Source organism: Streptomyces sp. SAI-135, from assembly GCF_029893805.1.
Taxonomy (GTDB): Bacteria; Actinomycetota; Actinomycetes; order Streptomycetales; family Streptomycetaceae; genus Streptomyces.
Genome location: NZ_JARXYP010000002.1, coordinates 6,460,327 through 6,486,309, shown reverse-complemented (window position 1 = coordinate 6,486,309; position 25,983 = coordinate 6,460,327). Strand labels below are relative to the sequence as shown.

The window sequence follows — 25,983 nt, the reverse complement described above, 5'->3', positions numbered from 1 at the left end:
GTGTTACGCGTCGATGAACTGGCAGATTTGGGCCACGTCGATCGTTATCGTGGCGCAACCTTCGTAGAAGGAAAGAAACCGGCCGCGGTCGGCCTTCCGATGACCTGGCATGGGGGAGCCGAGTCGGGCAGTTCGGGAGGGCCGGCCGCGGCCGGGGTTCAGGGGATTCAGACGGCTTCCGCGGTCTCCGGGAGTTCCACGGCGAGCTTGTCGGTGAGATCCACGACCTCGGCAAGATCACCGAAATCGCGTACGGCCGTGTCGACCGTCTTTCGAATACGAGTGTTCACACGCTCGGAGCGGACCTTCTTGGCGATCTGCATGGCCTGTTCCACCAGTACGGTGCTCTGTTCGGGCTCGCGCCGCAGCAGGTGCACGGTGGCCATGCCGACGAGATTGAGTGCGTACGACCGCTGGTGCTCGCCGTCGTCGGAGAAGAGCTGCACCGCCCGCTGCATGAGGGGTTCGGCCAGCGAGGCGTAGGTCGGGCTGCGGCCGGCGACGTACGCCAGGTCGCGGTAGGAGTGGGAGTTCTCGCCGTACAGCTCGGCCTCGGAGAAGAAGCGGATCCAGTCGGGGTCCGGCTCGTCCCATTCGTCGGCCTCGGCGAAGGTGTCCTCGGCCATCCGGACCGCCCGCTTGCACTTGCCGGGCTGCCCCATGTTGGCGTACGCGCGGGCCTCCATCGCATACAGCATCGACTGGGTGCGCGGACTCGCGCAGTCCCGGCTGCCGTACTGCGCGAGGTGGATCAGCTCCAGGGCGTCCTCGGGCCGGCCGAGGTGGATCATCTGGCGGCTCATGCTGGACAGGACGTACGAGCCGAGCGGCTTGTCGCCGGCCTCCTTGGCGGCGTGCAGGGCGAGGACGAAGTACTTCTGGGCGGTGGGCTGGAGCCCCACGTCGTACGACATCCAGCCCGCGAGCTCGGCCAGTTCGGCGGCGACCTTGAACAGCTTGCGGGTGGTGGTCTCGGGCTGGGGCTCCTGGAGGAGGTCCGTCACCTCGTGCAGCTGGCCGACGACCGCCTTGCGGCGCAGGCCGCCGCCGCACTGGGCGTCCCACTGGCGGAACATCACCGTCGTCGACTCGAGGAGGTCGAGCTCCGGCTTGGAGAGCCGGCCGACGCGACGGGAGGCGGCCGGGTCGGGCTCCCGGTGCGGGGTGGCGGCGGGGCCGGGGACCAGCCAGCGCTGCATGGGCTCGATGAGGGACGGGCCCGCGGACAGGCCCAGCGAGGTCCCGAGGAAGCCGCGCCGCGCCAGCATGAGGTCGCTGCGCGAGAACTCGCTGAGCAGGGCCACGGTCTGCGGACCCGTCCAGGGCAGGTCGACCCCGGTCGTGGACGGCGACTGGCGGGCGGCGCGCAGTCCGAGGTCCTCGACGGAGACGACGCATCCGAACCGCTCGGAGAACAGCTCGGACAGGATCCTGGGGATCGGTTCGCGGGGGTTCTCGCCGTCCAGCCAGCGGCGCACCCGCGAGGTGTCGGTGGAGATGTGGTTGGCCCCCAACTGCCGGGCCCTGCGGTTGACCTGGCGAGCGAGCTCGCCCTTCGACCAGCCGCTGCGCACGAACCAGGAGGTGAGCAGCTCGTTGGGGCGCTTGTCGGACTGGGAGAAGCTCTGCGCGGCGCTTCCGGTGCCCGTCCCGCTTCCGCTGTTGCCGCCCACTGGAACGCCCCCATCCCTGAGACCACTTGTCGCCGAGTGCGCCAAGCCTTATCAGAATGCCGGTAAATACGGCCGTTCGTCCGGCGGTTGTCAGCCTTCGAACGGGGAACCGACTTGCCTCCGGCATACCCACAAGTGCATGTGCCCCCAGGACTCGTGCACTCAAAGTAATCCTACGATCACGCGTCCAGCCATGGCGATCCCGGAAACGCCACCATTCGCCACCCCTTCGAATGAACTCACGGTCGCCTCCACACGATTCACTTGACATAGACCGAGCGGGATGGGCGGAGCGGTGCACTCGGGGGCGCGCATGCCCCGGCACACCACCCTGAGCACTTCCAGGCGCCACCGTCGCCCGGAAGGGGCAACGGAGAGTGACCGGACGCGTCCGCCTCGTAACCACCGGCGCGCTGGACCCGTTGGAGGGGGCATGGGCTTCACGATCGGCGGCATTCGGGAGATTCGTTCCGGTACGCGCAGGCGCGGCCGCTCCTCGGAGTGCACCGCCGTCGCCGAGTTCACCGGACTCTGGGGCTGGGACGTCGTGCCGGGAGCGCGCGCCTCGGTCGGCGCCTGCTCCTGCGGCCGCGCGGACTGCCCTCACCCCGGCGCCCACCCCCTCGGCTTCGCGCCCCCGGTCCCGGCCGGTGCCACGCTCGACGACGTGACCAAGGCGTGGTCCGAGTTCCCCGGTGCCTCCGTGATGCTGCCGGTCGGCCGCGCCTTCGACGTCGTCGAGGTCGCCGAGCCGGCCGGGCGGCGCGCCCTGGTCCGCCTGGAGCGCATGGGCCTGCCCCTGGGCCCGGTGACGGCGACCCCCGAGGGCCGCGCCCAGTTCTTCGTCGCCCCCGGCGCCGCGGCCGACCTGCCCGAACTCCTCTACCGCATGGGCTGGGACGACCCGACCTCCCTGGACCTGCGGGGCCTCGGCCCCGGCACGTACATCACGGCTCCCCCGTCGGACCGCGGCGGCCTGGGACCCGTCCAGTGGCTGCGGCCGCCCTCGCTGGACACGGCGAGCAGGCCGCCGGCGGCCCGTCTGCTGCTGGGGACGCTGGCCTACGTGGCACACCGGTCGCGCGCATAGCCGTACACAGCGAAGCGCCCGCTCCCCACTGCACCTGGGGGGCGGGCGCTTCTTCGTTCCGCGGCGTGCGCCTCGCGCGACGGCAGGACGGTCGCCGACAACGGCGTCTCAGTCGCCGATGAGGGCATCCACGAACGCCTCCGGCTCGAACGGCGCCAGATCGTCCGCGCCCTCGCCGAGGCCGATCAGCTTGACCGGTACGCCCAGCTCGCGCTGGACCGCGACCACGATGCCGCCCTTGGCCGTGCCGTCCAGCTTGGTCAGGACGATGCCGGTGATGTCGACGACCTCGGCGAAGACGCGGGCCTGCACCAGGCCGTTCTGTCCCGTCGTGGCGTCCAGCACCAGCAGCACCTCGTCGAGCGGGGCGTGCTTCTCGACGACCCGCTTGACCTTGCCGAGCTCGTCCATGAGGCCGGTCTTGGTGTGCAGGCGCCCCGCGGTGTCGATGAGGACCACGTCGACCCCCATCTCCTTGCCCTCCTTCACCGCGTCGAAGGCGACGGAGGCGGGGTCGCCGGCCTCCGGCCCGCGCACGGTGTGGGCGCCCACCCGCTCGCCCCAGGTCTGGAGCTGGTCGGCGGCGGCGGCCCGGAAGGTGTCGGCGGCGCCGAGCACGACGGTCCGCCCGTCGGCGACGAGCACGCGTGCGAGCTTGCCGGTGGTGGTGGTCTTGCCGGTGCCGTTGACCCCGACGACCATCACGATGCCGGGCTTGCGGTCCTCCGGCTCGGTGCGCACCGTGCGGTCGACCTCGGTGCCGACCAGCTTGAGCAGCTCCTCGCGGAGCAGTCCGCGCAGTTCGTCGGGGGTCCGGGTGCCGAGCACCTTCACCCGCTCACGCAGCCCGTCGACCAGCTCCTGGGTGGGGGCCACGCCGACGTCGGCGGTGAGGAGGATGTCCTCGATCTCCTCCCAGGTGTCGTCGTCGAGGTGCTCGCGCGACAGGAGCGTGAGCAGCCCCTTGCCGAGCGCGTTCTGCGAGCGGGAGAGCCGGGTGCGCAGCCGGACCAGGCGTCCGGCGGTGGGCTCCGGGATCTCGATCCCGGCCGCCGCCGGGAGCTCTTCGGTGACGGGCGGCGCGGAGCCGTCCGGGAGATCCACCTCCTCAATGGTCCGGCGCGCTTCGTCGCGCGGCGTCTCGGCCTCGTCGCCGACGTGCGGCTCGGCCGGAGGGGCGGTGATGTCGGGGGCGGCGGGGGGCGGCGGGGGCAGCGGCTTCTTGCGCCGGCTGCCGACGACGAGCCCGCCGAGCACACCGAGCACGACCACGGCGATGACTACAGCAAGGATGACGGTTTCCATAACCCGTCCAGTATCCATCCCGCCCTCCCGGGAGCGACCGCGCCGCCGCGCCCACGTCGGGCATCTTGCCCGCCCGTGCGTGCCACCCCATGGAAATCTGACGCGGCGTCAGCTACCGTCCCCGCCACCACCCGCCTGCCCGGTGAAGGGGGACCCCCCATGCCCGTCACGGTCGTCCGTTTCAACCTCGTCGAGCCCGGCGCGACACCCGCCTCCCTCAGCGCCCGCTACCGGGCCGCCCTGGACATGGCCGCGTACGCCGACGAGCACGGCATCACCACCGTGCAGACCGAGGAGCACCACGGCGTCGACAACAACTGGCTGCCCTCGCCGTTCGCCTTCGCGGGCGCGGTGTTCGGCGCGACGCGCAGGATCGCGGTCACGGTCTCCGCCGTGATCGGCCCGCTGCACGACCCGCTCCGCCTGGCCGAGGAGATCGCCGTACTGGATCTGCTGAGCGGCGGGCGGCTGGTGACGGTCGCCGGGATCGGGTACCGCCCCGAGGAGTACGCCCTGTTCGACGTGGAGTGGAGGCGCCGGGGCAGGATCCAGGACGAGCTCCTGGAGACCCTCCTCAAGGCCTGGACCGGCGAGGAGTTCGAGTACCGCGGTCGCACGGTACGGATCACCCCGCGCCCGCTCACCGACCCGCACCCCCTCCTCCTGGTCGGCGGCTCCTCCAAGGCCGCCGCCCGCCGGGCCGCCCGCCTGGGCCTGCCCTTCTTCCCCAGCGCGCATCTGCCGGAGCTGGAGGCGTACTACAAGGAGCGGCTGGTGGAGTACGGCACCGAGGGCTGGACCATGATGCCGACGGCCGAGACACCGCTGCTGCACATCGCCGAGGACCCGGACCGCACCTGGGCGGCGTACGGCGGCCACTTCCTGCACGAGGCACAGACGTACGCCTCCTGGCAGTCCGGGGACATCCGCTCGGCGGTCCGTTCGGCGGCCACCTCGGTGGACGAGCTGCGCGAGGAGGGCGTGTACCGGATCCTCACCCCGGACCAGTGCGTGGAGCTGGGCCTCGACAACCTCGTCCTGCATCCGCTGGCGGGCGGGATGCCGGTGGAGGAGGGCTGGCGGAGTCTGCGGCTGTTCGCGGAGCGGGTGATCCCGGCACTGGGCGGCTGAACCCGGCGATATCCGGTGGTAGGCGCGCGCCCGGCGATGCTCCACTGGGCCCATGAGCTTGTTGGTGGAAGTGTTCGTCCGCGAGCCGGACGGCGGGCTGCGCATCCTTGACGTCCCCGAGGGCGTGTACCAGTCCGGCGGCTTCGAGTCCTGGCGTACGACGGTGTGGGGCTCGGAGTTCGTGCGTGCGCTCGGCGCGCGCTTCCTGCCCGTGCTGGCCGAGGACGACCTCTATGTCGAGGCCGAGGACGTGCCGGCGCTCCGGCGCGAGGTGGCACTGGTGCGCTCCCGGCTCGACGAGGTCGCCCACGGCACGCAGCGGCCCCGGACCGTCGAGGAGCACCGGCACCAGATCGAGACCCGGCTGCGGATCATCGAGGACAGCATCCGCAAGGCCGAGGAGATCGGCGGCGGCGTCCTCATCTGGTGACCGGGTACGACGCCGCCGCCCCCGGTCCAGGCGGTTGCCTGACCGGGGGCGGCGGACGGTTCGGGGAGAGGGGCGGCGGGGTGTTGGCCCCTCTCCCCGGGCTCGTGGGTGGGCCGTCAGCCCATCTCCTCCAGCTTCTTGCCCTTCGTCTCCTTGACGTACTTGAGGACGAACGGGATGGAGAGGGCGGCGAACACCGTGTAGATCACGTAGGTCGCGGAGAGGTTCCAGTCGGCGAGCGACGGGAAGCTCGCGGTGATGGCCCAGTTGGCGATCCACTGCGCGGACGCGGCCACACCGAGCGCGGCGGCGCGGATCCGGTTCGGGAACATCTCGCCGAGGAAGACCCAGACGACCACACCCCAGGACAGGGCGAAGAAGAGGACGAAGACGTGGGCGGCGATCAGGGCGGTCCAGCCCTGTGCGGCCGGCAGCTTGCCGTCGACGAGGTCGAAGGAGAACGCCCAGGCCTCCAGCGCCAGACCGATCACCATGCCGACCGAGCCGATCAGGGCGAGCGGGCGGCGGCCGACGCGGTCCACGAAGATCATCGCGATCACGGTGCCGACGATGTTGATGATCGACGTGGTGAAGGAGTAGAAGAACGAGTCCGTCGGGTCCACGCCGACCGACTGCCACAGCGTCGAGGAGTAGTAGAACGCGACGTTGATGCCGACGAACTGCTGGAAGACCGACAGGCCGATGCCGACCCAGACGATCGGCTTGAAGAAGAAGGAGCCGCCGAGCAGGTCCTTGAAGGTCGACTTGTGCTCGCTCTTCATGGCGTGCTCGATCTCGGCGACCCGGGCGTTCAGGTCGATCTTGTCGCCCTCGACCTCGGCGAGGATCTCGCGGGCCCGCTCGTGCTTGCCGACGGAGATCAGGAACCGCGGGGACTCGGGGATGGCGAAGGAGAGCAGTCCGTACAGGACGGCCGGGATCACCATGACGCCGAGCATGACCTGCCAGGCCTCAAGTCCCATCAGCTTGCCGCGCTGGTCGCCGCCGGCGGCGTTCAGCAGACCCCAGTTGACCAGCTGCGAGATGGCGATGCCGATGACGATCGCGGCCTGCTGGAAGGAGCCGAGACGGCCGCGGTAGGCGGGCGGGGCGACCTCGGCGATGTAGGCGGGGCCGATGACCGAGGCCATGCCGATGGCGAAGCCGCCGACGATCCGCCAGAACGCCAGGTCGTACAGCGCGAAGGGCAGCGCGGAACCGACGGCGCTGACCGTGAAGAGGACGGCCGAGATCTGCATGCAGCGGATACGGCCGATGCGGTCCGCGATGCGGCCTGCGGTCGCCGCGCCGATCGCGCAGCCGATCAGGGCGATGGCGATGACCTGCGCCAGGGCCGCGGAACCGATGTCGTAGCGGTCCCGGATGGCCTCGACCGCGCCGTTGATCACGGAGCTGTCGTAACCGAAGAGGAAACCGCCCATCGCGGCCGCCGCCGCGATGAAGATGACATGCCCGAGATGATCGGGATGAGCCGCTCCGGCTCCTGACTTCTGCGCCTGCGCTGTGCTGGTCACGTTCAACTCCTAAGGCCATCGGCAACGCTGCCTGAAGGCAAGAACAACGTTCCAGACCCTATGCCTTCAAGTTCCGAAATCAATAGCCGGGGCTGTGTGAGAAAACAGGCACTGATGGGGACGTTGAGTTCAAGGAATGAAGAGATTGCAACGGGGTAGTCGGAGGAGCTAGCGCAGCCGCTGGCTGATCACCTTCGAGACGCCGTCGCCCTGCATGGAGACGCCGTACAGCGCGTCGGCGACCTCCATGGTGCGCTTCTGGTGCGTGATCACGATGAGCTGCGAGGCTTCCTGCAGCTCCTGCATGATGCGGATCAGCCGTTGGAGGTTGGTGTCGTCGAGGGCGGCCTCGACCTCGTCCATGACGTAGAACGGGCTGGGCCGCGCCTTGAAGATCGACACCAGCAACGCTACGGCCGTGAGGGACCGCTCGCCACCGGAGAGCAGGCTGAGCCGCTTGACCTTCTTGCCCGGCGGCCGCGCCTCGACGTCCACACCGGTGGTGAGCATGTTGTCGGGGTCGGTCAGGATCAGCCGCCCCTCGCCGCCCGGGAAGAGCCGGCTGAAGACGCCCTCGAACTCACGGGCGGTGTCCCGGTAGGCCTCGGTGAAGACCTGCTCGACGCGCTCGTCGACCTCCTTCACCACCTGGAGCAGGTCGGCGCGGGTCTTCCTGAGGTCCTCCAGCTGCTCGCTGAGGAACTTGTGCCGCTCCTCCAGCGCCGCGAACTCCTCCAGCGCGAGCGGATTGACCTTGCCGAGCTGCTGGTACGCCCGCTCGGCCGCCTTGAGCCGCTTCTCCTGCTCCGCCCGGTGGAACTGCTTCGGCCGGTTGCGCGGATGGTCCGGGTCCTCGGGCAGCTCCTCCCCCTCGGCCGGCAGGGAGGGCGGGACGAGCTGGTGGGGGCCGTACTCCTCGACGAGGCCCGCCGGTTCGACGCCCAGCTCCTCCAGCGCCTTGGTCTCCAGCTGCTCGATCCGCATCCGCTTCTCGGCGCCGAGCACCTCGCCGCGGTGGACGGAGTCGGTCAGCTTGTCGAGCTCCGCCTTGAGCTCGCGGCCCGTGTTCCGGGCGGCGGCCAGCTCCTGTTCCCGCAGCGCCTTGGCCGCCTCGGCGGCGGTGCGCTCCGCGTCCGCGCGCGCGAGGGACACCTCGACGTGCGCAAGCAGCTGCCGCGCGCCGGAGGCCACGGCCTCGGCGACGGCGGCCTCGTGCCGCAGCCGGGCCCGCCGCTGTTCGGCACGCGCGCGTGCCTCCCGTTCCGCACGGGCGGCGCGGTCGAGGGAGTCGGCACGGCCCGTAAGCCCCTTGACCCGCTCTTCGTGGGTACGGACCTGGAGACGGGCCTCCATCTCGGTCTGGCGGGCGTTGGCACCGTCCGCGGCCAGGCGGTCCCGTACGGAGGTGTCGGGCTCCTCCTCGACCGGCATCTCCTCGGCGACGGCGAGGCGTTCGGCGAGCTCCTCGACCTCTTCGAGGGCCTTCTCCAGCGCGTCCTGCGCCCGGGCGGCCGCCGCGGTGGAGCGCTCGGCCTCGCCTGCCGCGCCCTTCGCCTGGCCGGCGAGCCGGCCGAGCTGCTGGGCCACGGCCGACTTCTCGCGGTCGGCTGCCCGGCGGCGCTCTCCCAGCTCCTCCACCCGGGCGGCTGCTGCCTTGCGGTGTTCGACGGCGGTGTGCTGGGCCTCGGTGAGTTCCTCGCAGCGGATCGCCAGCTCTTCCAGTTCGGCCGCTGCCTCGTCCACGGAGGCCTGCACTTCGAGGAGGCTGGGGGCGCCCGCGGAGCCGCCTTGCGCGAAGTGGGCGCCGAGGAGGTCGCCTTCGGCGGTGACGGCGGTGAGGTGGGGGTTGGCGTAGACGAGGTCCTCGGCGTCCTCGAGGGTGCCGACGACGACGATGCCGTGGAGGAGGCGGTGGATGGCCGGCATGAGGTCGTGGGGGCCGCGGACCAGATCTGCCGCGTGCTGATGAGTGGCGTCCGCGGGTCCGTCGTGGCTGGTCGCGCAGTTCCCCGCGCCCCTGAGTCGGTCCGGTGCCCCGGCGACGAGCAGTGAGGCTCTGCCTCCGTCCTGCTTCCGCAGCAGGCGGATCGCTTCTGCCGCTGCCGACGGGGACGTCACCGTCAGGGCGTCCGCCGCCGCCCCGAAGGCCGCCGCCAGAGCCACCTCGTGGCCCGGTGTCACCGTCAGGAGTTCCGCCGCCGGGCCGATCAAGCCGCTGAGGCGGCCCTTCGCGTCCAGCAGCGCGCCGGTGCCGTCCTTCCTCCTCAACCCCATCGCCAGCGCCTCATGGCGGGCCTGCGTCGCCGCGCGCCGGCGTTCCGCCGCCGTGGTGGCCTCCCGGGCCTCCGTCAGGGCGGCCTCCGCCTCCCGCAGTCGCCGCTTCGCCGCCTCGTGCTGCTCCGCCAGTTCCGCGTCGCCCGCGTCGAGGCCGTCGACCTCGGCCTTCAGTGCCTCGTACTCCTCCTGCGCGGCGAACGCCCGCTCCTGAGCCTCGTCCCTCGCGGCCGCGAGACGGTCGATCTCGGCCTGGGCGGAGGCGGCGCGGGACCGGGCGGCGTTGACCTGGCCGCTGAGCCGGGCGAGGCCCTCACGCCGGTCGGCGATGGCCCGGGCCACGTCCTTCAGACGCCGTTCCTCCTGGGCGAGCTCGCGCTCCAGTTCGGCGCGGTGCGCGACCGTGTCCTCCAGAGCACGCTCGGCCGCCTCCAGGGCCGCTTCCAGCTCGGCCTCCTGCTCGCGGACACGGGCGGCCTCGCGCTCCATGTCCTCGGGGTCACGGCCCCGGCGCTCCTCCGGCGGCGCCGAGGTGGCGCTCTTCACGCGCGCGTCGGCCAGCGTCAGACCGTGCCGCGGACCCGCTCGGCGAGCTGGGAGAGCTCGTACCAGGTCTGCTGGGCGCGCTGGAGCCGGGGCGTGAGCTGCCGTACCTCGTCCTCCAGAAGGGCCTCACGCTGGAGGGCCTTCTTCAGCTCCTGCTCCGCGGCCTCCTTGCGCTCCTTCAGCGCGGCCTCGTCCGCGACCTCGGCCTGCAGCGCCTGCCGCAGTCGTACGAGATCGTCGGCGAGCAGCCGGAGGCGGGCGTCCCGCAGGTCGGCCTGGATGACGGCGGCCCGCCGGGCGACCGCGGCCTGCCTGCCGAGCGGTTTGAGCTGGCGCCTCAGTTCGTCGGTGAGGTCCTGCACGCGCGCGAGGTTGGCCTGCATCGCGTCCAGCTTGCGCAGCGCCTTCTCCTTGCGCTTGCGGTGCTTGAGGACGCCGGCGGCCTCCTCGATGAAGGCGCGGCGGCCGGTGGGATCCGCGTGCAGCACGGAGTCGAGCTGGCCCTGACCGACGATCACGTGCATCTCACGGCCGATGCCGGAGTCGGACAGGAGTTCCTGGATGTCCAGGAGACGGCAGGTGTCGCCGTTGATCTGGTACTCGCTGCCGCCGTTGCGGAACATGATCCGCGTGATGGTGACCTCGGCGTACTCGATGGGCAGCGCACCGTCGGAGTTGTCGATGGTCAGGGACACCTCGGCGCGGCCCAGCGGCGGGCGGCCGGTGGTGCCGGCGAAGATGACGTCCTCCATCTTGCCGCCGCGCAGCGACTTGGCGCCCTGCTCGCCCATGACCCAGCTGAGCGCGTCCACGACATTGGACTTGCCCGAACCGTTCGGACCGACCACGCACGTGATCCCCGGCTCGAACCGGAGCGTGGTCGCCGAGGCGAACGACTTGAACCCTCGGAGGGTCAGGGCCTTGAGGTGCACGCCGCTGGACTCTACCTTCCGGGGGTGTCTCACTCCATGAACGTGCTGTTTCCCGCGGTTTCACCCTTGAACGTGGAGGGCACACCAAACGTTAAGAGAGTGAAAGGGTGCACGGGGGCAAGAAAGAAGGGACGCCGAAGCGTCCCTTGCAAACTCTGACAACTGAGCGGTTGATACGGGTCAGCGGTTGATACGGGCCGCCCGACCACTGCGTGAGCTGTCGTGGAGCGATGCAGTGATCAGGTGAGCGCAGGCTCCGCCTGGTGTGCGTCGATGCTCTCCATGATCCTGTCGTGAGAAGCGGCAGCCGCGAGCGCGTCGTTCTCCGCCTGGATCCGTACGAGCTCGGATTCCAGGTCCTGGACGCGCTGCTGGAGCCGTCGCATCTCGGCGAGGAGTCGAGGGTCCGAGCCGCCGACGTAACCGAGAAGCGCCTTTGCCATGATGGATGGTCCTCCACACTGAGTGACCGACCGATGCGGTGTGGGTCGTGAGGGATTCGCACCCGCGGTGCTTGACACTCTTGAGTTCGTGCTGCCGTTCATCCATGCCAAACAGCTAAGGTGCGCGGGGTGCTTTCAGCGTCTCACCAAAAAGTTTGACGGTCAACACGATCACGCCCCGTATTGGTGGCAACCCGCACCGGCGCGGCCTGAGAACGGCGGCGCTGCGGCTCCCTCGGGACCCCGGGGGCGTGACGATCATTCTTAGCCCGGGAGCCTGCCACGGCACGGGCTTCTTGGCAACCACCTGGGCCTTTCTGCTTCCGGCAGTTGCCAGTGGCAAGTCCGCCCGCTCCCGCCTCGGCCGTTTTACAGAAACGGCTCATCGGATGGCGAAGCCGTCGTAACCCCCGCGAGGTGTGTCCCAGATCTCGGTGACGCCGTCGACGCGTCCGGGCGTGTCGTCGCCCAGGAGCCAGTCGAGGAGTTCGTGACAGCCCTTTCGCGGCCCCTCCGCAACCACTTGGACGCGTCCGTCGTCCAGATTGAGAGCAAAACCACTCAGGCCGCCGATCTCCAGGGCCTTGGCCCGCGTGAACCAGCGGAAACCCACACCTTGGACGCGTCCGCGCACCCAGGCGACCAGTCGTACATCCTCGCTCATGGGTGCAACCTAACCGGCCAATGTCTCTCCGGACACTCCTTCATCGGGCGCCATGCGGTACTGTCCGCTGCCAATGAATCTCATACGAAACTCACTCGATCGTGTGGGTTTTGTGACTTTGGTTGACCGGGGGGACGCGTCGACCTCAAGAACAGACGAGGAAGGCAAGGACATGGGACGCCACCGACGCTCCGCCGCCGGCCGCGCCGCCACGGGCCGCGCCACGGGGTTCACACAGACGCACGGCTCCTTCGGGAGCTACGACCCGCAGGACTCGTACGACTTCGCCTCGGCGGCCACCACGACCTACTCGGTCCACGAGGACCCCGACCCCTACGCGCGCAGTGACGCCTACCTGTTCGCGTCGGAGGAGGAGTACGCGCTGTACCGCGGCGAGGGCTACACGCCCGCCGGCGGTCCGCGCCGCAGCGGCTCGCACCGCCGGCGCAAGAAGAACCTCGTGACGCCGGTCAAGACCGGTCTGCTCGGGGTCTCGGCCGCCGTCGCCATCGGCACGGTCGCGGTCGCGGTCGCCACGGGCGTGGTGCCCGGCCTGGACAACTACAAGCTCGGCGGCGGCAGCACGACCGGCGGTGACGTCCAGGCGGCGGGCTCGCCGACCAACTCCCCCGCCGAGCAGGGCGGCGCCACCGGCAGCGCCGACAGCCGCGAGGACGGCTCGTCGACCAGCCGCGGCGCCGAGCGCGCCTCCTCGCCCACGCCTGCCCCCTCGACCTCGGCGACCACCCCGCCGGCCGAGAAGCCGACCGAGAAGCCGGCGGCCACCCCGAGCAAGAAGCCCGAGACCACTCCTTCGCAGAAGGAGCGGGAGCCGGCGAAGAAGGAGACCCCCGCACCGCCGGTGGAGGTCTCCACGGAGGCCGCGGCCGCCGCCCAGGTGCTGGAGCTCGTCAACGTCGAGCGGGCGAAGGTCGGCTGCAGCCCGGTCGCCGCCAACAGCGCGCTGGCCGACCTGGCCGCGGACTTCAGCAAGGCCATGGCCAAGCAGGGCTTCTTCGACCACACCGACCCGAGCGGCGCCACACCGTGGGACCGTGCGGCGCAGGCCGGGATCACCAGCCTCGGCGGCGAGAACATCGCCCGCGGCCAGGCCGACCCGGCGGCGGTCATGGAGGCCTGGATGAACAGCCCCGGCCACAAGGCCAACATCCTGAACTGCGACTTCAAGACGCTCGGCGTCGGTGTGCAGTTCGGTGCGGGCGGCCCCTGGTGGACCCAGGACTTCGGCTACTAGGAGACGCCACAGAACAGATTGCACTAACTTCTGGTTAGTGCAATCTGTCGGTTAGTGCTCTCTTCCAGTACGCTCGTGATATGGACACCACGCAGCAGCCCCCGGAGGCGCGGGACCTCCCGTACGACGTGTTCGCCAAGGCCTGCCCCTCGCGCGGCACCCTGGAGCATGTGACGGGCCGCTGGGGCGCACTCACCCTCGGCGCCCTGTACGAGGGCTCGCTGCGCTTCAACGAGCTGCGCCGCCGGGTCGACGGCGTGAGCGAGAAGATGCTCTCCCAGACGCTCCAGGGCCTGGAGCGCGACGGCCTGGTGCACCGCGAGGCCCAGCCCACCAACCCGCCCCGGGTCGACTACGAACTGACCCCCCTGGGCCACGAGGTCGCCGAGCGCCTCCTGGGCCTCATCCGCTTCGTCGAGGGCCGCATGGACGACGTCCTGGCCGCCCGCGAGCGCTACGACGTGACGCGCGGCGCCCGCTGACACCTCGGGCAGAAGTAGCTGGACCGGTTCATCCAGGGCCGCCGGCGCATCGGCGTACCGCACCGCTTGCACGGCAGCCCCTCACGGCCGTACGCGTCGAGGGACCGGTCGAAGTACCCGGACTCGCCGTTGACGTTGACGTACAGGCTGTCGAAGCTGGTGCCGCCGACCGCGAGGGCAGCGTTCATCACGTCCCGGACGTGGCCCAGGAGTTCGGCCGTGCGCGGGCGGGTGAAACCGGCGGTGGGGCGCTCGTAGTGGATGCGGGAGCGCCAAAGTGCCTCGTCCGCGTAGATGTTGCCGACCCCGCTGATCAACGACTGGTCCAGCAGGGCCCGTTTGATGGTGCTGCGCTTGCGGCGCAGGGCCTGGTGGAAGGCGTCGTCGTCGAAGAGCGGGTCGAGGGGGTCGCGCGCGATGTGCGCGATCACGTCGGGCAGGCCGTCGGCGGTGTTGTCGTGCAACGACAGTCCGCCGAAGGTGCGTTGGTCGACGAAGCGGAGTTCGGTGTCGACCTCGTCCGCGAAGGCGACCCGGATCCTGAGGTGCTTCTCGTCGGGCGCGGCGTGCGGCTGGACCAGCAGCTGGCCGCTCATCCCGAGGTGCGCCAGGACCGACTGGTCCGTGTCCTCCAGGGGCAGCCAGAGGTACTTCCCGCGGCGGCTCGGGGTGCCGACACGGTGACCCTTGAGGCGGTGCGCGAAGTCGTCGGCACCGGCGAGGTGGCGGCGGACCGCCCGCGGGTGCAGCACCTCGACCTCGGCGACCGTGCGGTGGGCGACCCACCTCTCGAGACCGCGCCGTACGACCTCGACCTCGGGCAACTCGGGCATGGGGTTCCCCCGTCACAAACCGGTGCACGAGCCGAGCGCCCGCCCCCGGTGTGCGGGGCAGGCGCTCGGCTGCGCTGTTCTTCCAGACGCGCTGGGTGCTTCCAGGCGTCAGGCGGAGACGGACGACGGGCCTTCGTCGTCGTCCTCGGAGGCTTCGACGGCCTGGACGGCTTCGACGGCTTCGACCGCCTTCTCTGCCGCCGCCTTGGCGCGCTCGTCCGCGGCGGCCCTGATGGACCTCCAGGCGGACTCCGCGGCCTGCTGCTCCGCCTCCTTCTTGCTGCGGCCGGTGCCGGTGCCGTACGAGACGCCTCCGACGCGGGCGGCAGCAGTGAAGGTCTTCTCGTGATCGGGGCCGGTCTCCGTGACCAGGTACTCGGGCACGCCGAGCCCCTCGGTCGCGGTGAGCTCCTGGAGACTGGTCTTCCAGTCCAGGCCGGCACCGAGGTTGGAGGACTTCTCGATCAGCGGATCGAAAAGCCGGTGGACGAGCTCGCTCGCCGCATCGAGACCCTGGTCGAGATAGACCGCGCCGATCACCGCTTCCAGGGTGTCGGCGAGGATGGATGCCTTGTCCCGGCCGCCTGTGCCCTCTTCACCACGGCCGAGCCGGATGAAGGAACCCAGGTCGAGCCCACGGCCGACCTCCGCCAGCGCACGCGAGTTGACCACCGCGGCCCGCAACTTGGCCAGCTGGCCTTCGGGCAGGTCGGGGTGGGTGGTGTACAGCGTGTCCGTGACCACGAGGCCGAGCACCGAGTCCCCGAGGAACTCCAGGCGTTCGTTGGTCGGCAGACCGCCGTTCTCGTACGCGTAGGAACGGTGGGTCAGCGCACGCACCAGAAGGGCGGACTCGAGCTTGTACCCGAGCCGCCCTTCAAGCAGCGTGTGGGACGAGGCCTGGTTGTCGCCCGAGTTCTTCTTCGGCGTGGACACAGTGCCTCTCACCAGCCGCTCAGACCTCGAGGACCTGGCGCTTGTTGTAGGTGCCGCAAGCGGGGCACGCGATGTGCTGCAGCTTGGGCTCGTGGCAGCGCTCGCACGCAACCAGGGTGGGGACCGCAGCCTTCCACTGCGACCGGCGGTGGCGCGTGTTGCTGCGCGACATCTTCCGCTTCGGAACAGCCACGGCTACTTCTCCTGCTTCTCGTTGGCGGGCGCCGATCGAGGCGCGTCGCCACTCATCTCGTCCTTCTCGCCGTCTTCGAGTGAACCGGCGAGTCCCTGCAGTGCCGCCCAACGGATGTCGACGGCGTCGTGGTGGTGGTCCGGGTCGTCCGCCAGCCGGGCTCCGCACTCGGAGCACAGGCCGGGGCAGTCGTCCTGGCACACCGGCTGCATCGGCAGTGCGAGCACCACCGCATCGCGCAGCACGGGTTCGAGGTCGAACAAGCCGTCCTCGATGAAGAGCCTGTCCTCGTCTTCCTCGACGTCGTCGGCCGGTTCCGCTTTCACACGGCCACGGTCGTCGGCGTCAGGGTACGAGAACATCTCCTGGAAGTCCGCTTCGAGCGCCAGCTCAAGCGGCTCCAGACACCTTACGCACTCCCCCTCGGCCCGTGCACGGGCGGTGCCTGTGACAAGCACCCCTTCCATGACGGACTCCAGACGGAGTTCGAGCTCGACCGGGGCGCCTTCCGGCACTCCGATCACTCCCTGGATGCCGAGATCCTTGGGAGCGTCGATCTCACGGGTCAGGCGCTGCAGCGCGCCAGGACGCCGACCCAGCTCGTGTGTGTCGAACACGAGAGGGTTGCGGTGGTCGTGGCGGGCGTTCAGGGCCATTCCTGCTTTCGATCTTCGAGCTCAGAGGGACGCCGCCCTTCGGTGTTCCCGGGCAGCGTTGATCGCGGACGTACACGCGACCGAAGAGCCAGGATACTGGACCTTTCGCTCACGGCCCAATCCGGTGGTTCCTTACTGGCCGCGACCCTGCTCGTACGCCCTCAACTGCTCCGGCGTGATCATGCCGGTGTCGAAGAGGCTGGTCTCGTCGAGGGCGTAGCTCTGCTGGGCGTGCTGGGCATGCGCGTGCTGGGCCTGGGCGTGCTGGGCCTGCTGGGCCTGGTGCTGCTGGTCGTAGGCCGCCTGCTGCTGGTCGTAGCCCTGGTAGGCATAGGGATCGGCCTGCTGGTAGCTGTACGGATCCTGCTGGTTGTAGGGATCCGGCTGCTGCTGGTAGGCCGCGTAGGCGTCTGTCTGCTGCTGGTAGCCGTACGCCGGCTGCCGGCTGTAGTCCGGCTGCTCGGCCGGTGCCTGGGCCGCGGCCTGGCTGTCCTGCTCGGCGAGGGCGGCGAGGTCGGCCAGGTAGTCGGCGTCGCTGGAGTGCTGGACGGTGGAGGTGTTGTCGGCGAGGGCGCCGAGGTCGTCGGTGGCGATCCGGCCGTGCAGCTTCTGGCGGCCGCGGCCGACGGCCTCCAGGGTCTTGGCGAGGACCGCCTCGAAGGCGCCGAGCTTGGCGTCGACGTAGGAGTCGGCGTCCTTGCGCAGGGTCTCGGGGTCGTGGCTGCGCTCGGGGGCGTCCTCGTCCTCGTAGCCGTTCTCGTCGAGGCCCGGGCCGGTGCCGAGGAGCTTCTCGCGGCCGCGGCCCACCGAGCCGAGGGTCTTGGTGAGGACGACCTCGAAGTTGGCGAGCTTGGAGTCGACGTAGTCGTCGGCCTCCGCGCGGACCTCCTCGGCCTCCTGGCGGGCCTCGTTCAGGATCCGGTCGGCCTCGGCCTGGGAGCGGCGGGCGATCTCGGTGTCGGAGATCAGGGAGCCGCGCTCGGCGTGCGCCGTGGAGATGATGCGCTCGGCCTCCTGGCGGGCCTGCTCCACCATCTGCTCACGGTCGCCGATCAGCTCCTGGGCCTGCGCGAGGGAGCCGGGCAGCGCCTGGCGCAGCTCGTCGAGCATCGCGAGCAGCTCGGCGCGGTTGACCATCACCGAGGCCGACATGGGCATCGACCGGGCGCCGGAGACCGTGGCCACGATCTCGTCGAGCTTCTTCTGCACGTCCACCTGTGCTCGCCACTCTCTACAGCTGTGTTGGAGACGGACGGGACGACTGTAGCCCCATCAGCCCTTGCGGAGGCGCTCGTTCAGGGCTTCGAGGACCCGCGGGGGCACCAGGTGGGAGACGTCTCCGCCCCAGGTGGCGACCTCCTTGACGAGCGAGGAGGACAGGAAACTGTAGGTGGGGTTGGTCGGCACGAAGAGGGTCTCGACACCGCTCAGACCGTTGTTCATCTGGGCCATCTGCAGCTCGTAGTCGAAGTCGCTGACCGCGCGCAGGCCCTTGACGATGGCCGGGATGTCGCGCTCCTTGCAGTAGTCGACGAGCAGGCCGTGGAAGGCCTCGACGATCACGTTGCCGTACTCGGCGGTGACCTCGCGGATCAGGTCGATCCGCTCGTCGATCTCGAACAGGCCCTTCTTGGACTTGTTGATCATCACCGCGACATAGACCTCGTCGTACAGCCTGGAGGCGCGGGAGATGATGTCTAGGTGTCCGTTGGTGATCGGGTCGAACGACCCGGGACAGACGGCGCGGCGCACTTGAGATCCCTCGCTCTCCGGTCCGGTCATCGTGCGTCTTCGCACGTAGAGGCGGCGCGACCGTACCAAAACGTTCCCTCGCCGTAGCGACGGGCCTTGACCGCGTCGAAACCGGGCGGCCACTGGAATTCTCCGCCTCTGGTGCTGCGCTCCACGGTGACGAGGGCCTCGGGCGCGAGCCAGTGTTCCGTGCGGAGTGTGAGCAGGATCTCGCGAAGATCGTGATCTGTGACTCGGTACGGGGGGTCCAGGAAGACGAGGTCGTACGGCTCTGCCGGCGCCCCCGCGCCGATGATCTGTTCCGCCTTGCCCGCGCGGACCTCGGCACCGGGGAGGCCGAGGTTCCTGACGTTCTCGCGGATCGTGCGGGCGGCGCGGGCGTCGGCCTCCACGAGGAGGGTGTGGCCCGCGCCCCGGGAGAGGGCTTCGAGGCCGACCGCGCCCGATCCGGCGTACAGGTCCAGGACCCGCTCGCCCGCCAGGGGGCCGCCGAGGAGGGACTGCCAGGTGGAGAAGAGACCTTCGCGCGCGCGGTCCGAGGTGGGACGGGTGCCATTGCCCGGCGGGACGGCCAGGCGGCGTCCGCCGGCTCTGCCCGCGATCACGCGCGTCATCTTCGGTCCTCGTTCGGGGATGGTGTCGGAGGTGGTGTCTGGGGACGGTTTCGGGAGGTGGTGACGGATCCAGTTTCTCAGCCCTTTTCCAGGTACTGCTCCCTCTCCTCGTCCAGGAGCGCCTCCAGGGCCGTGCGCAGACCGGGAAGGGCTGTCAGCTCCGGGTCCGCCTCCACCACCGCCGTGGCCTCCTCCCTGGCCTCCGCGATGATCTCCTCGTCCTCGATCACGGCGAGGACCCGCAGGGAGGTCCGGGCGCCGGACTGGGCCTGTCCCAGGACATCGCCCTCGCGGCGCTGCTCCAGGTCGATGCGGGACAGCTCGAAGCCGTCCAGGGTCGAGGCCACCGCGTTCAGCCGCTGGCGGGCCGGGCTCGCCTCGGGCATCTCCGAGACCAGGAGGCACAGGCCCGGCGCCGAGCCCCGGCCCACCCGGCCGCGCAGCTGGTGGAGCTGGGAGACGCCGAAGCGGTCGGCGTCCATGATGACCATCACCGTGGCGTTCGGGACGTTGACGCCGACCTCGATGACCGTGGTGGCGACCAGGACGTGGGTCTCGCCGGCGGCGAAGCGGCGCATGACCGCGTCCTTGTCGTCGGGGTGCATCCTGCCGTGCAGGACCTCGACCCGCAGGCCGCTGAGGGGGCCCTTGGTGAGCTGGTCGGCGACGTCCAGGACGGCGAGCGGCGGGCGCTTCTCGGCCTCGTCCTCGGGGGACTTCTTCCTGGCGGCTTTCTTCGGGTCGTCGTCCTCGTCGCCGATGCGCGGGCAGACCACGTAGGCCTGGTGGCCGTTCTCCACCTCCTCACGGACCCGCTCCCAGGCGCGGGCGAGGAAGTGGGGCTTGTCGGCAGCGGGCACCACATGGCTGGCGATCGGGGAGCGGCCGGCCGGGAGCTGGTCGAGAACGGAGGTCTCCAGGTCGCCGAAGACCGTCATGGCGACCGTGCGCGGAATGGGGGTGGCCGTCATGACGAGGAGGTGGGGCGGCTGCTTCCCCTTGCCGCGCAGGGCGTCGCGCTGCTCGACGCCGAAGCGGTGCTGCTCGTCGACCACGACCAGGCCCAGGTCGTGGAACTGGACCTTGTCCTCGATCAGCGCGTGGGTGCCGATCACGATCCCGGCCTCACCGGTGACCAGATCCAGCATCGCCTGCCGGCGCGCGGCCGTCCCCATCGACCCGGTGAGCAGCACGACCTTGGTGGCATGCTCCGCGCCGCCCAGCATCCCGCCCTCGGCGAGCTCGCCCATCATCTCGACGATCGACCGGTGGTGCTGCTGCGCGAGCACCTCGGTGGGCGCCAGCATGGCGGCCTGCCCACCCGCGTCGACGACGGCGAGCATGGCGCGCAGGGCCACCATTGTCTTTCCCGAGCCCACTTCCCCCTGGAGCAGCCGGTGCATCGGGTGGTCCGTGGCCAGGTCGTCGAAGATCTCCTTGGAGACCTTCTGCTGGCCTTCCGTGAGGGTGAAGGGGAGGCGGTCGTCGAAGGCGGTGAGGAGGCCGTCCGGGGCGGGTCTCCGCGGGACGGCCGGGAGTTGGGCGTCCGCGTGGCGGCGGCGGGCCAGGGCGACCTGGAGGACGAAGGCCTCGTCCCACTTGAGGCGGGCGTGGGCGTCGGCGATGTCGGCCTTGGTGTGCGGGCGGTGGATCTTGAGGAGGGCCTCGGGCAGGGGAACCAGACCGCGGCCCTCGCGCAGTGACTCCGGGAGGGGGTCGATCGCCTCCTGTGCGCTCGGCAGGACGGTCTGGATCGCCTTGCCGATCTTCCAGGACTCCAGTTTCGCGGTGGCGGGGTAGATGGGGATCAGGGCGCCCGCCCAGCTCTCCACCGTCTCCGCCGCCTCGTCGTCGGCACCGCGCAGCAACTCGTAGGCCGGATGCGCCAGTTGGAGGCGTCGGTTGAAGAGGGAGACCTTGCCGGCGAACAGCGCGCGGGTGCCCGGCAGGAGTTCCTTGTGGGGCTTGTGCACGCCGTTGCCGAAGAAGACCAGTTGGAGGCGGCCGCTGCCGTCCGTGATGGTGACCTCCAGCCGCTGCCCCTTGCCGCGCGGCGCCTTGGCCGAGGCGAAGGTGTGCAGCCGGGCGTCGGCGACCTGGGCGACCACGGTGACGTGCTCGTCCATGGGCAGGTCGGCGAGGTGGGTCAGCTGCCCCCGCTCCTCGTATCTGCGCGGGTAGTGGTGCAGGAGGTCGCCGACGGAGTGCAGGCCGAGGTGCTCGGCCATCACCTTCGCGGTGGCGGGGCCGAGCACCTTCTTCAACGGTTCTTCCAGTGCGGGCACGAGATCCATTGCACACCACGTCACTGACATTGCCGTATACATACCGGGAAACCCCTGGTCAGACGGCTGGTTGGGGACTTAGGATGGCGCGCTCCGGCCATCCCCGCGGACTCCCGCCCCCACCGGGACCGCCCGACCCCGCGCCGCGCGAACGTTCCCCCCCACCGGCGCTGCGACGATGGATTCCCAGACCTCACAGTCATCACAGACACCCCAGGTACCTCAGCAACCTCACACGTTCCAGGTCGACCTGCGCGGTCTGGTGGACCTCCTCTCCCATCACCTCTACTCCAGCCCGAAGGTCTATCTCCGCGAACTGCTGCAGAACGCGGTGGACGCGATCACGGCCCGGCGGGCCGAGCAGCCGGACGCCCCGGCCCGCGTGCGGTTGTACGCCGAGAACGGCACCCTGCGGGTCGAGGACTCCGGGGTCGGACTCACCGAGGCGGACGTGCACGACCTGCTGGCCACCATCGGGCGCAGTTCCAAGCGGGCCGAGGGACTCCAGGAGGTCCGCTCGGACTTCCTCGGGCAGTTCGGGATCGGGCTGCTCGCGTGCTTCGTGGTCGCCGAGCGGATCCGCGTGGTCAGCCGCAGCGCCCGTACGCCGGACGCCCCGCCCGTGGAGTGGACGGCGAGCGACGACGGTTCGTACCGGGTGCGGACGCTGCCCTCCGAGGCCCGTCCGGAACCGGGGACGACCGTGCACCTGGTCGCCCGCGCGGGGGCCGGCGAGTGGCTCGCTCCCGAGCGGGTCCTGCGGCTCGCCCGGGACTTCGGTTCCCTGCTGCCGTACGACGTCCGGGTCGGCGACGATGCGGTCACCGATCTGCCCGCGCCCTGGGACCGCCCCTACCCCTCCCCCGCCGCCCGCAGGGTGGCCCTGGCCCGGCACTGTCACGAGCTGTTCGGCTTCACCCCGCTGGACTCGATCGAACTGAACGTGCCGCTGGCCGGGATCCGGGGCGTGGCGTACGTCCTTCCCGCGGCGGTCAGCCCCGCCCAGCGGGCCACGCATCGCGTGCACCTGAAGGGCATGCTGCTGACCGAGCGGGCCGAACAGCTGCTGCCGGACTGGGCGTTCTTCGTGCGCTGTGTCCTGGACACCGACAGTCTGCGGCCCACGGCCTCACGCGAGTCGCTGTACGAGGACGAGACGCTGGCGGCCGTGCGGGAGGCGCTCGGGGAGCGGATCAGGGCCTGGCTGACCGGGCTCGCCGCCGGGGATCCGGAGCGGCTCGCGGCGTTCCTGTCCGTGCACCACCTGGGCGTGAAGTCACTCGCGCGGCACGACCGGGAGATGCTGCGCACGATGCTGCCCTGGCTGCCGTTCGAGACGACCGACGGGCGGCTGTCGCTGGAGGAGTTCGCGCAGCGGCACGCGGTGGTGCACTTCACGCGGACCGTCGAGGAGTACCGCCAGGTCGCGCCGATCGCCTCCGCGCAGGGCGTCGGGGTGGTCAACGGCGGTTACACCTACGACAGCGATCTGGTCGAGGCGCTGCCCTCGGTGCGGCCGGGGACGGTCGTCGCCGAGCTGGACGCGGACACCGTCACCGCGCACATGGACCTGGTCGATTCCGCCGAGGAACTGGCGCTGTCGGGCTTCCTGGCGGCCGCGCGGGCCAGGCTCGACCCGCTGGGCTGTGACGTGGTCCTGCGCTCCTTCCGGCCGCTGTCCGTGCCCGCGCTGCACCTGGACGACCGGGACGCCCGGCACGAGCAGGCGCGGGCGGAGGCCGAGGACCAGGCGGACGACCTGTGGGCGGGCATCCTCGGCTCGCTGCGCGGGAGCGCCCCACGCGCGCGTCTCGTGCTGAACCACCTCAATCCGCTGGTACGGCGGATCGGTGCGCTGGGCGATCCGGAGCTGATCGGCACGGCGACCGAGTCCCTGTACGGGCAGGCGCTGCTGATGGCCCAGCGGCCGCTCAGGCCGGCGGACTCGGCGCTGCTTAACCGGGCCTTCATGGGGTTGCTGGAGTGGGCCACGAACGGCGAGGAGGGCCGCTGATGAGCGGAGTCGACGGGAGTGCGGCCTTCGACGCGCTGCGCCGGGCGATGGCGGAGAACGCCGAGGAGCCGGAGGGGCCCGCCCGCAACGCGCGCGCGGAGCAGCTGCTCGCCGAAGCCGAGAAGCTGAACATCCCGCTCGCCGTGATCGAGGCGCTCGGACACCAGCTGAAGGTCTACAACTACAGCTCCGAGAAGGCCAAGATGTTCGTCCCCTTCGCGCGGCTGCTGCGCATGTGGGACGAGCGCCCCGAGGACTTCGACGAGTACGAGACGCACTCGCTGCACTGGGTGTTCAAGTGGATGACGACCGGCATGCTCGACCAGCCGCACATCCCGCTCGCCGCCATGGAGAAGTGGCTGGGCGAGATGGAGCACCGCTACCGGCTGGCGGGTCACTCCGAACGGGCCGTGCGCAGCGCCGAGTACAGCGTGGCCGCGCACGTCGGGGACCTGGAACGGGCCGAGCGCGCGTACGCCGCGTGGCTGGCCGCCGACCGGGACGCCATGGCCGACTGCCACGCCTGCGAGCTGCACGAGCAGGGCTGGTGGCAGTCGCAGCGCGGCCGGGACGCGGAGGCGCTCGACCTGTGGGCGCCGGTCCTGGAGGGCGCGTTCACCTGCGCCCATGAGCCGCACGCGGTCCTGGCGTCCTCCCTCAAGCCGTTGCTGCGGCTGGGCCGCCTCGACGAGGCGCGCGCCAACCATCTGCGGGGCTTCCGGCTCGTGCGGTCCATGGAGAGCATGCGCGGCGCCTACGCGGACCACGTCGAGTTCTGCGCGCTCAGCGGCAACGAGGCCCGCGCCCTGGAGCTGCTCGCGGAGCGTCCCGCGTACTTCACGGACGACGGCCACCCGCGCAGCAGGCTGGACTTCACGGCCGTGGTGGCCCTGCTGACGGACCGGCTGACCGAGCTGGGCCTGGGCGAGCGGCCGGTGCCGGGGCCCGCGGGCCGGTCCTGGACCGCGGCCGAACTCGCCGCCCACGCGCGCGGGGAGGCCCTCGCGCTCGCCGCCCGCTTCGACGAGCGCAACGGCACGGCCCACGTCAGCGAGCAGGTACGCGCGCGTATGGCGCAGCGGCCGCTGGTGGAGCGGCTGCCGCTGGGGGTGCGGGCGGTCAGGACCGTGGCCGCTCCCGTGCCGGTGCCCGCGGCCCCCGCGACCGCCGGGGAACCGGATCTGCCCGCGCTGGTCGCCGAGGCCCGGCGGCTGTCGGACACCCTGCGGCCGAACGCCGTGGAGGCGTGGGCGGCGGTCGCCCGGGCCGCCGAGGGCGTCGAGCTGGACCCGCGCGACCGGGCGGAGGTGGCCGACCACGAGGCGATGGACCGGGGCCCGGAAGGTCTTGAACTGTTCGAGCGGGCCGCCGAGTTGTACGCGGAGGCGGGCGACCCGGGCGAGGCGCTGGCGGCACGCGCGCGTGCGGCGTACGTACGCGCCCTCGCGGGCGAGGTGGACGCGGCGCTCGCGGCGGTCGCCGGCCCGTACGACGAGGTCCTCGCGCTCTACTCCGCGGACGAGACGGGCGTGGGGCAGACGGCGTCGGTGCTGATGTCCCGGGCGCGGATCCTGATGCGGCGGCTGCACGAGAGCGATGACGCGGCGTGTCTGGCCGAGGCCGAGTCGGCCGTGCGGGAGGTGCTGGCCCTCGTGGAGGGGCGGGCCGGGGACGACGTGCGGCTCGCCGCACGGGTCGCCGAGGCGCAGGCGATGCTGGCGGAGCAGGCCGCGCGGACCGGGGACCTCCCGGCGGCGGCCGAGCTGTTCGAGCGGGCCGCGGCGGGGTTCGTGGCGGCGGGCGTGCCGTGGTTCGCGGTGGAGTACGAGGCCAGGCTCGCCGGGCTCCTGCACCACCTGGGCGACCTGGACGGGACGGAACGGGCGCTGCGGGCGGCCCTGGAGCACGGCGGGTCCCACCTGGAGGCGGTCGGGCGGGCCCAGCTGCACCTCCAGCTCGCCGAGGTGGTCGGCGGCCGGGGGCTCGCCGGGGAGGCCGCCGAGCATGCCCTGGAGGCCGCCCACTGGGCCGACGAGGCCGGCCAGGGGCCGACGCTGGGTGCCCTGGCCCGGCACCAGCTGGGCGGGTTCCTGCTCGGTCTCGGCCGGTGGGCCGAGGCCGCCGAGGTGCTGGAGGCGGCGCTGCCCGACCTGAGCGCGGAGCGGCACGGCGAGGGGACGGTGGTGCAGACGCAGTGGTGGCTCGGCGACTGCCTGAGCGAGCTGGGCGAGCACCGGGAGGCGGCCGAACGGCGCCTGCAGGCCGCCGAGATCGCCCGGCACTGGCCCGAGCAGCACGACCACGCCACGCTCGCCCACCTCGCCGCCGAGTCCCTCGGGGCCGCCGGGCTGCCCGCCGAGGCCGACCGGGCGTACGCGCGCGCGGGTGCGCTGTGGCGTGAGCTCGGCCATGTGCACGGTCTGGTGCGCTCCCTGCGGGCCCGTGCCTGGCTGGCGCTGCGCACACAGGACGGGGCGGACGCGGCACGGCAGTTGATGGCGGACGCGGTCCGCGAGTGCGAGACCGCGCTGGGGGACGCGAGCGCGGACGAGGAGACGCGGCAGCGGCTCGTCGGTGAGCTGGGGCACACGCACCGGCAGTTCGGGGATCTGCTCGCCCGCTCCGTGCCCGAGGACGCGGAGGACGACTCGATCCGGGCGGTGCTGGAGGAGGCGCTGGCCGAGGTGGTGGAGGCGGTCGTCGTGTTCGCCTCGCTCGGGGACGGCGCCCTGGACGCCCGGACCGGTGCCGAGCTGGCGGCGGGCTGGCTGGCGGCCGACCTGAGCCGGCCGGCCGAGGCGGCGGCACGCGCGCGTGCGGTGCTGGACGCCTACGGCGACGCGGAAGCGGACGACGGGACGGCACAGTCCCGTCGTGACGAGGCGCGCCGGCTGCTGGGGCTCATGGAGGAGCAGGACGGCTGAGCGCCGGGGATCCGTG

Annotated in this window: 20 protein-coding genes and 1 pseudogene; 7 read left to right on the top strand and 14 right to left on the bottom strand. The window is 71.2% G+C overall.

What is annotated here, in order from left to right; translation table 11 throughout:
• Positions 1-167 precede the first annotated feature (167 nt).
• A complete protein-coding gene (locus M2163_RS33980; protein ID WP_280895861.1) occupies positions 168-1,673 on the bottom strand; it encodes a hypothetical protein in 1,506 nt (501 codons plus the stop codon).
• A gap of 433 nt (positions 1,674-2,106) precedes the next feature.
• On the opposite strand from M2163_RS33980, the gene M2163_RS33975 reads away from it, so the two are divergent.
• Positions 2,107-2,763, top strand: coding sequence for a bifunctional DNA primase/polymerase (locus M2163_RS33975; RefSeq protein ID WP_280895860.1), 657 nt, complete (start codon positions 2,107-2,109; stop codon positions 2,761-2,763).
• A gap of 108 nt (positions 2,764-2,871) precedes the next feature.
• On the opposite strand, the gene ftsY is transcribed toward M2163_RS33975, so the two are convergent.
• Positions 2,872-4,068, bottom strand: coding sequence for a signal recognition particle-docking protein FtsY (ftsY, locus tag M2163_RS33970; protein ID WP_280849089.1), 1,197 nt, complete (start codon positions 4,066-4,068; stop codon positions 2,872-2,874).
• Between the two features lie 159 nt (positions 4,069-4,227).
• Between ftsY and M2163_RS33965 the strand changes: the two genes are divergently transcribed.
• Positions 4,228-5,199 carry an LLM class flavin-dependent oxidoreductase gene (locus M2163_RS33965; RefSeq protein ID WP_280849090.1) on the top strand — a complete coding sequence of 324 codons (972 nt, stop codon included), beginning with the start codon at positions 4,228-4,230 and terminating at the stop codon, positions 5,197-5,199.
• Between the two features lie 52 nt (positions 5,200-5,251).
• On the top strand, positions 5,252-5,629 hold the full coding sequence (locus M2163_RS33960) for a hypothetical protein (RefSeq protein WP_280895859.1): 378 nt from the start codon (positions 5,252-5,254) through the stop codon (positions 5,627-5,629).
• Between the two features lie 116 nt (positions 5,630-5,745).
• Here the strand turns inward: M2163_RS33960 and M2163_RS33955 are convergent, their stop codons facing one another.
• The 4 genes and pseudogenes from M2163_RS33955 to M2163_RS33940 all read right to left on the bottom strand — a co-directional run bounded on the left by M2163_RS33955 (position 5,746) and on the right by M2163_RS33940 (position 12,023).
• Positions 5,746-7,164 (bottom strand): sugar porter family MFS transporter, encoded by a 1,419-nt coding sequence (locus M2163_RS33955; RefSeq protein WP_280849092.1) that lies wholly within the window; start codon positions 7,162-7,164, stop codon positions 5,746-5,748.
• A 168-nt stretch (positions 7,165-7,332) separates the two neighbouring features.
• Positions 7,333-10,916, bottom strand: a pseudogene (gene smc / locus M2163_RS33950) (chromosome segregation protein SMC).
• A gap of 239 nt (positions 10,917-11,155) precedes the next feature.
• Positions 11,156-11,359: a hypothetical protein gene (locus tag M2163_RS33945; protein ID WP_016432419.1), complete on the bottom strand. Its 204-nt coding sequence runs from the start codon at positions 11,357-11,359 to the stop codon at positions 11,156-11,158.
• A gap of 382 nt (positions 11,360-11,741) precedes the next feature.
• The gene (locus M2163_RS33940) at positions 11,742-12,023 is read right to left on the bottom strand and encodes an acylphosphatase (protein WP_037708496.1); all 282 of its coding nucleotides are present in this window, start codon (positions 12,021-12,023) and stop codon (positions 11,742-11,744) included.
• 172 nt (positions 12,024-12,195) lie between these two features.
• Here M2163_RS33940 and M2163_RS33935 point away from each other — a divergent pair, with 172 nt between their 5' ends.
• Both M2163_RS33935 and M2163_RS33930 read left to right on the top strand, forming a co-directional pair.
• Positions 12,196-13,278 (top strand): CAP domain-containing protein, encoded by a 1,083-nt coding sequence (locus M2163_RS33935; RefSeq protein WP_280895858.1) that lies wholly within the window; start codon positions 12,196-12,198, stop codon positions 13,276-13,278.
• Between the two features lie 80 nt (positions 13,279-13,358).
• Positions 13,359-13,760, top strand: a complete 402-nt coding sequence (locus tag M2163_RS33930) for a helix-turn-helix domain-containing protein (protein WP_007384945.1) — start codon at positions 13,359-13,361, stop codon at positions 13,758-13,760.
• Here the strand turns inward: M2163_RS33930 and mutM are convergent.
• The 8 genes from mutM to recG all read right to left on the bottom strand — a co-directional run bounded on the left by mutM (position 13,733) and on the right by recG (position 21,038).
• Positions 13,733-14,593 carry a bifunctional DNA-formamidopyrimidine glycosylase/DNA-(apurinic or apyrimidinic site) lyase gene (gene mutM / locus M2163_RS33925; protein ID WP_280895857.1) on the bottom strand — a complete coding sequence of 287 codons (861 nt, stop codon included), beginning with the start codon at positions 14,591-14,593 and terminating at the stop codon, positions 13,733-13,735. The two genes, M2163_RS33930 and mutM, sit on opposite strands and share 28 nt — an antisense overlap.
• A gap of 108 nt (positions 14,594-14,701) precedes the next feature.
• Positions 14,702-15,529: a ribonuclease III gene (gene rnc, locus M2163_RS33920; RefSeq protein ID WP_280854082.1), complete on the bottom strand. Its 828-nt coding sequence runs from the start codon at positions 15,527-15,529 to the stop codon at positions 14,702-14,704.
• A gap of 19 nt (positions 15,530-15,548) precedes the next feature.
• A complete protein-coding gene (gene rpmF / locus M2163_RS33915) occupies positions 15,549-15,722 on the bottom strand; it encodes a 50S ribosomal protein L32 (protein WP_006139588.1) in 174 nt (57 codons plus the stop codon).
• A 2-nt stretch (positions 15,723-15,724) separates the two neighbouring features.
• Complete coding sequence (locus M2163_RS33910) at positions 15,725-16,378, bottom strand: DUF177 domain-containing protein (protein ID WP_280849096.1); 654 nt, start codon at positions 16,376-16,378, stop codon at positions 15,725-15,727.
• Between the two features lie 132 nt (positions 16,379-16,510).
• Positions 16,511-17,593: an ATP synthase F0 subunit B gene (locus tag M2163_RS33905; RefSeq protein ID WP_280849097.1), complete on the bottom strand. Its 1,083-nt coding sequence runs from the start codon at positions 17,591-17,593 to the stop codon at positions 16,511-16,513.
• A gap of 57 nt (positions 17,594-17,650) precedes the next feature.
• Positions 17,651-18,130, bottom strand: a complete 480-nt coding sequence (coaD, locus tag M2163_RS33900) for a pantetheine-phosphate adenylyltransferase (protein ID WP_020138732.1) — start codon at positions 18,128-18,130, stop codon at positions 17,651-17,653.
• Positions 18,131-18,156: 26 nt separating this feature from the next.
• Complete coding sequence (rsmD, locus tag M2163_RS33895) at positions 18,157-18,744, bottom strand: 16S rRNA (guanine(966)-N(2))-methyltransferase RsmD (protein WP_280895856.1); 588 nt, start codon at positions 18,742-18,744, stop codon at positions 18,157-18,159.
• Between the two features lie 77 nt (positions 18,745-18,821).
• Positions 18,822-21,038 carry an ATP-dependent DNA helicase RecG gene (gene recG / locus M2163_RS33890; protein ID WP_280895855.1) on the bottom strand — a complete coding sequence of 739 codons (2,217 nt, stop codon included), beginning with the start codon at positions 21,036-21,038 and terminating at the stop codon, positions 18,822-18,824.
• A gap of 169 nt (positions 21,039-21,207) precedes the next feature.
• On the opposite strand from recG, the gene M2163_RS33885 reads away from it, so the two are divergent.
• The gene (locus M2163_RS33885) at positions 21,208-23,043 is read left to right on the top strand and encodes an HSP90 family protein (RefSeq protein ID WP_280895854.1); all 1,836 of its coding nucleotides are present in this window, start codon (positions 21,208-21,210) and stop codon (positions 23,041-23,043) included.
• Positions 23,043-25,967, top strand: a complete 2,925-nt coding sequence (locus M2163_RS33880; protein ID WP_280895853.1) for a tetratricopeptide repeat protein — start codon at positions 23,043-23,045, stop codon at positions 25,965-25,967. Before M2163_RS33885 ends, M2163_RS33880 begins: the two co-directional genes overlap by 1 nt.
• Positions 25,968-25,983: the final 16 nt, after the last annotated feature.

Excerpts from the sequence above, each read along its gene's own strand:
- M2163_RS33975 (WP_280895860.1), top strand. The coding sequence starts at position 2,107 with ATGGGCTTCACGATCGGCGGCATTCGGGAGATTCGTTCCGGTACGCGC.
- ftsY (WP_280849089.1), bottom strand. The coding sequence starts at position 4,068 with ATGGAAACCGTCATCCTTGCTGTAGTCATCGCCGTGGTCGTGCTCGGT.
- M2163_RS33965 (WP_280849090.1), top strand. The coding sequence starts at position 4,228 with ATGCCCGTCACGGTCGTCCGTTTCAACCTCGTCGAGCCCGGCGCGACA.
- M2163_RS33960 (WP_280895859.1), top strand. The coding sequence starts at position 5,252 with ATGAGCTTGTTGGTGGAAGTGTTCGTCCGCGAGCCGGACGGCGGGCTG.
- M2163_RS33945 (WP_016432419.1), bottom strand. The coding sequence starts at position 11,359 with ATGGCAAAGGCGCTTCTCGGTTACGTCGGCGGCTCGGACCCTCGACTC.
- M2163_RS33940 (WP_037708496.1), bottom strand. The coding sequence starts at position 12,023 with ATGAGCGAGGATGTACGACTGGTCGCCTGGGTGCGCGGACGCGTCCAA.
- M2163_RS33935 (WP_280895858.1), top strand. The coding sequence starts at position 12,196 with ATGGGACGCCACCGACGCTCCGCCGCCGGCCGCGCCGCCACGGGCCGC.
- M2163_RS33930 (WP_007384945.1), top strand. The coding sequence starts at position 13,359 with ATGGACACCACGCAGCAGCCCCCGGAGGCGCGGGACCTCCCGTACGAC.
- mutM (WP_280895857.1), bottom strand. The coding sequence starts at position 14,593 with ATGCCCGAGTTGCCCGAGGTCGAGGTCGTACGGCGCGGTCTCGAGAGG.
- M2163_RS33910 (WP_280849096.1), bottom strand. The coding sequence starts at position 16,378 with ATGGCCCTGAACGCCCGCCACGACCACCGCAACCCTCTCGTGTTCGAC.
- rsmD (WP_280895856.1), bottom strand. The coding sequence starts at position 18,744 with ATGACGCGCGTGATCGCGGGCAGAGCCGGCGGACGCCGCCTGGCCGTC.
- recG (WP_280895855.1), bottom strand. The coding sequence starts at position 21,038 with ATGGATCTCGTGCCCGCACTGGAAGAACCGTTGAAGAAGGTGCTCGGC.
- M2163_RS33885 (WP_280895854.1), top strand. The coding sequence starts at position 21,208 with ATGGATTCCCAGACCTCACAGTCATCACAGACACCCCAGGTACCTCAG.
- M2163_RS33880 (WP_280895853.1), top strand. The coding sequence starts at position 23,043 with ATGAGCGGAGTCGACGGGAGTGCGGCCTTCGACGCGCTGCGCCGGGCG.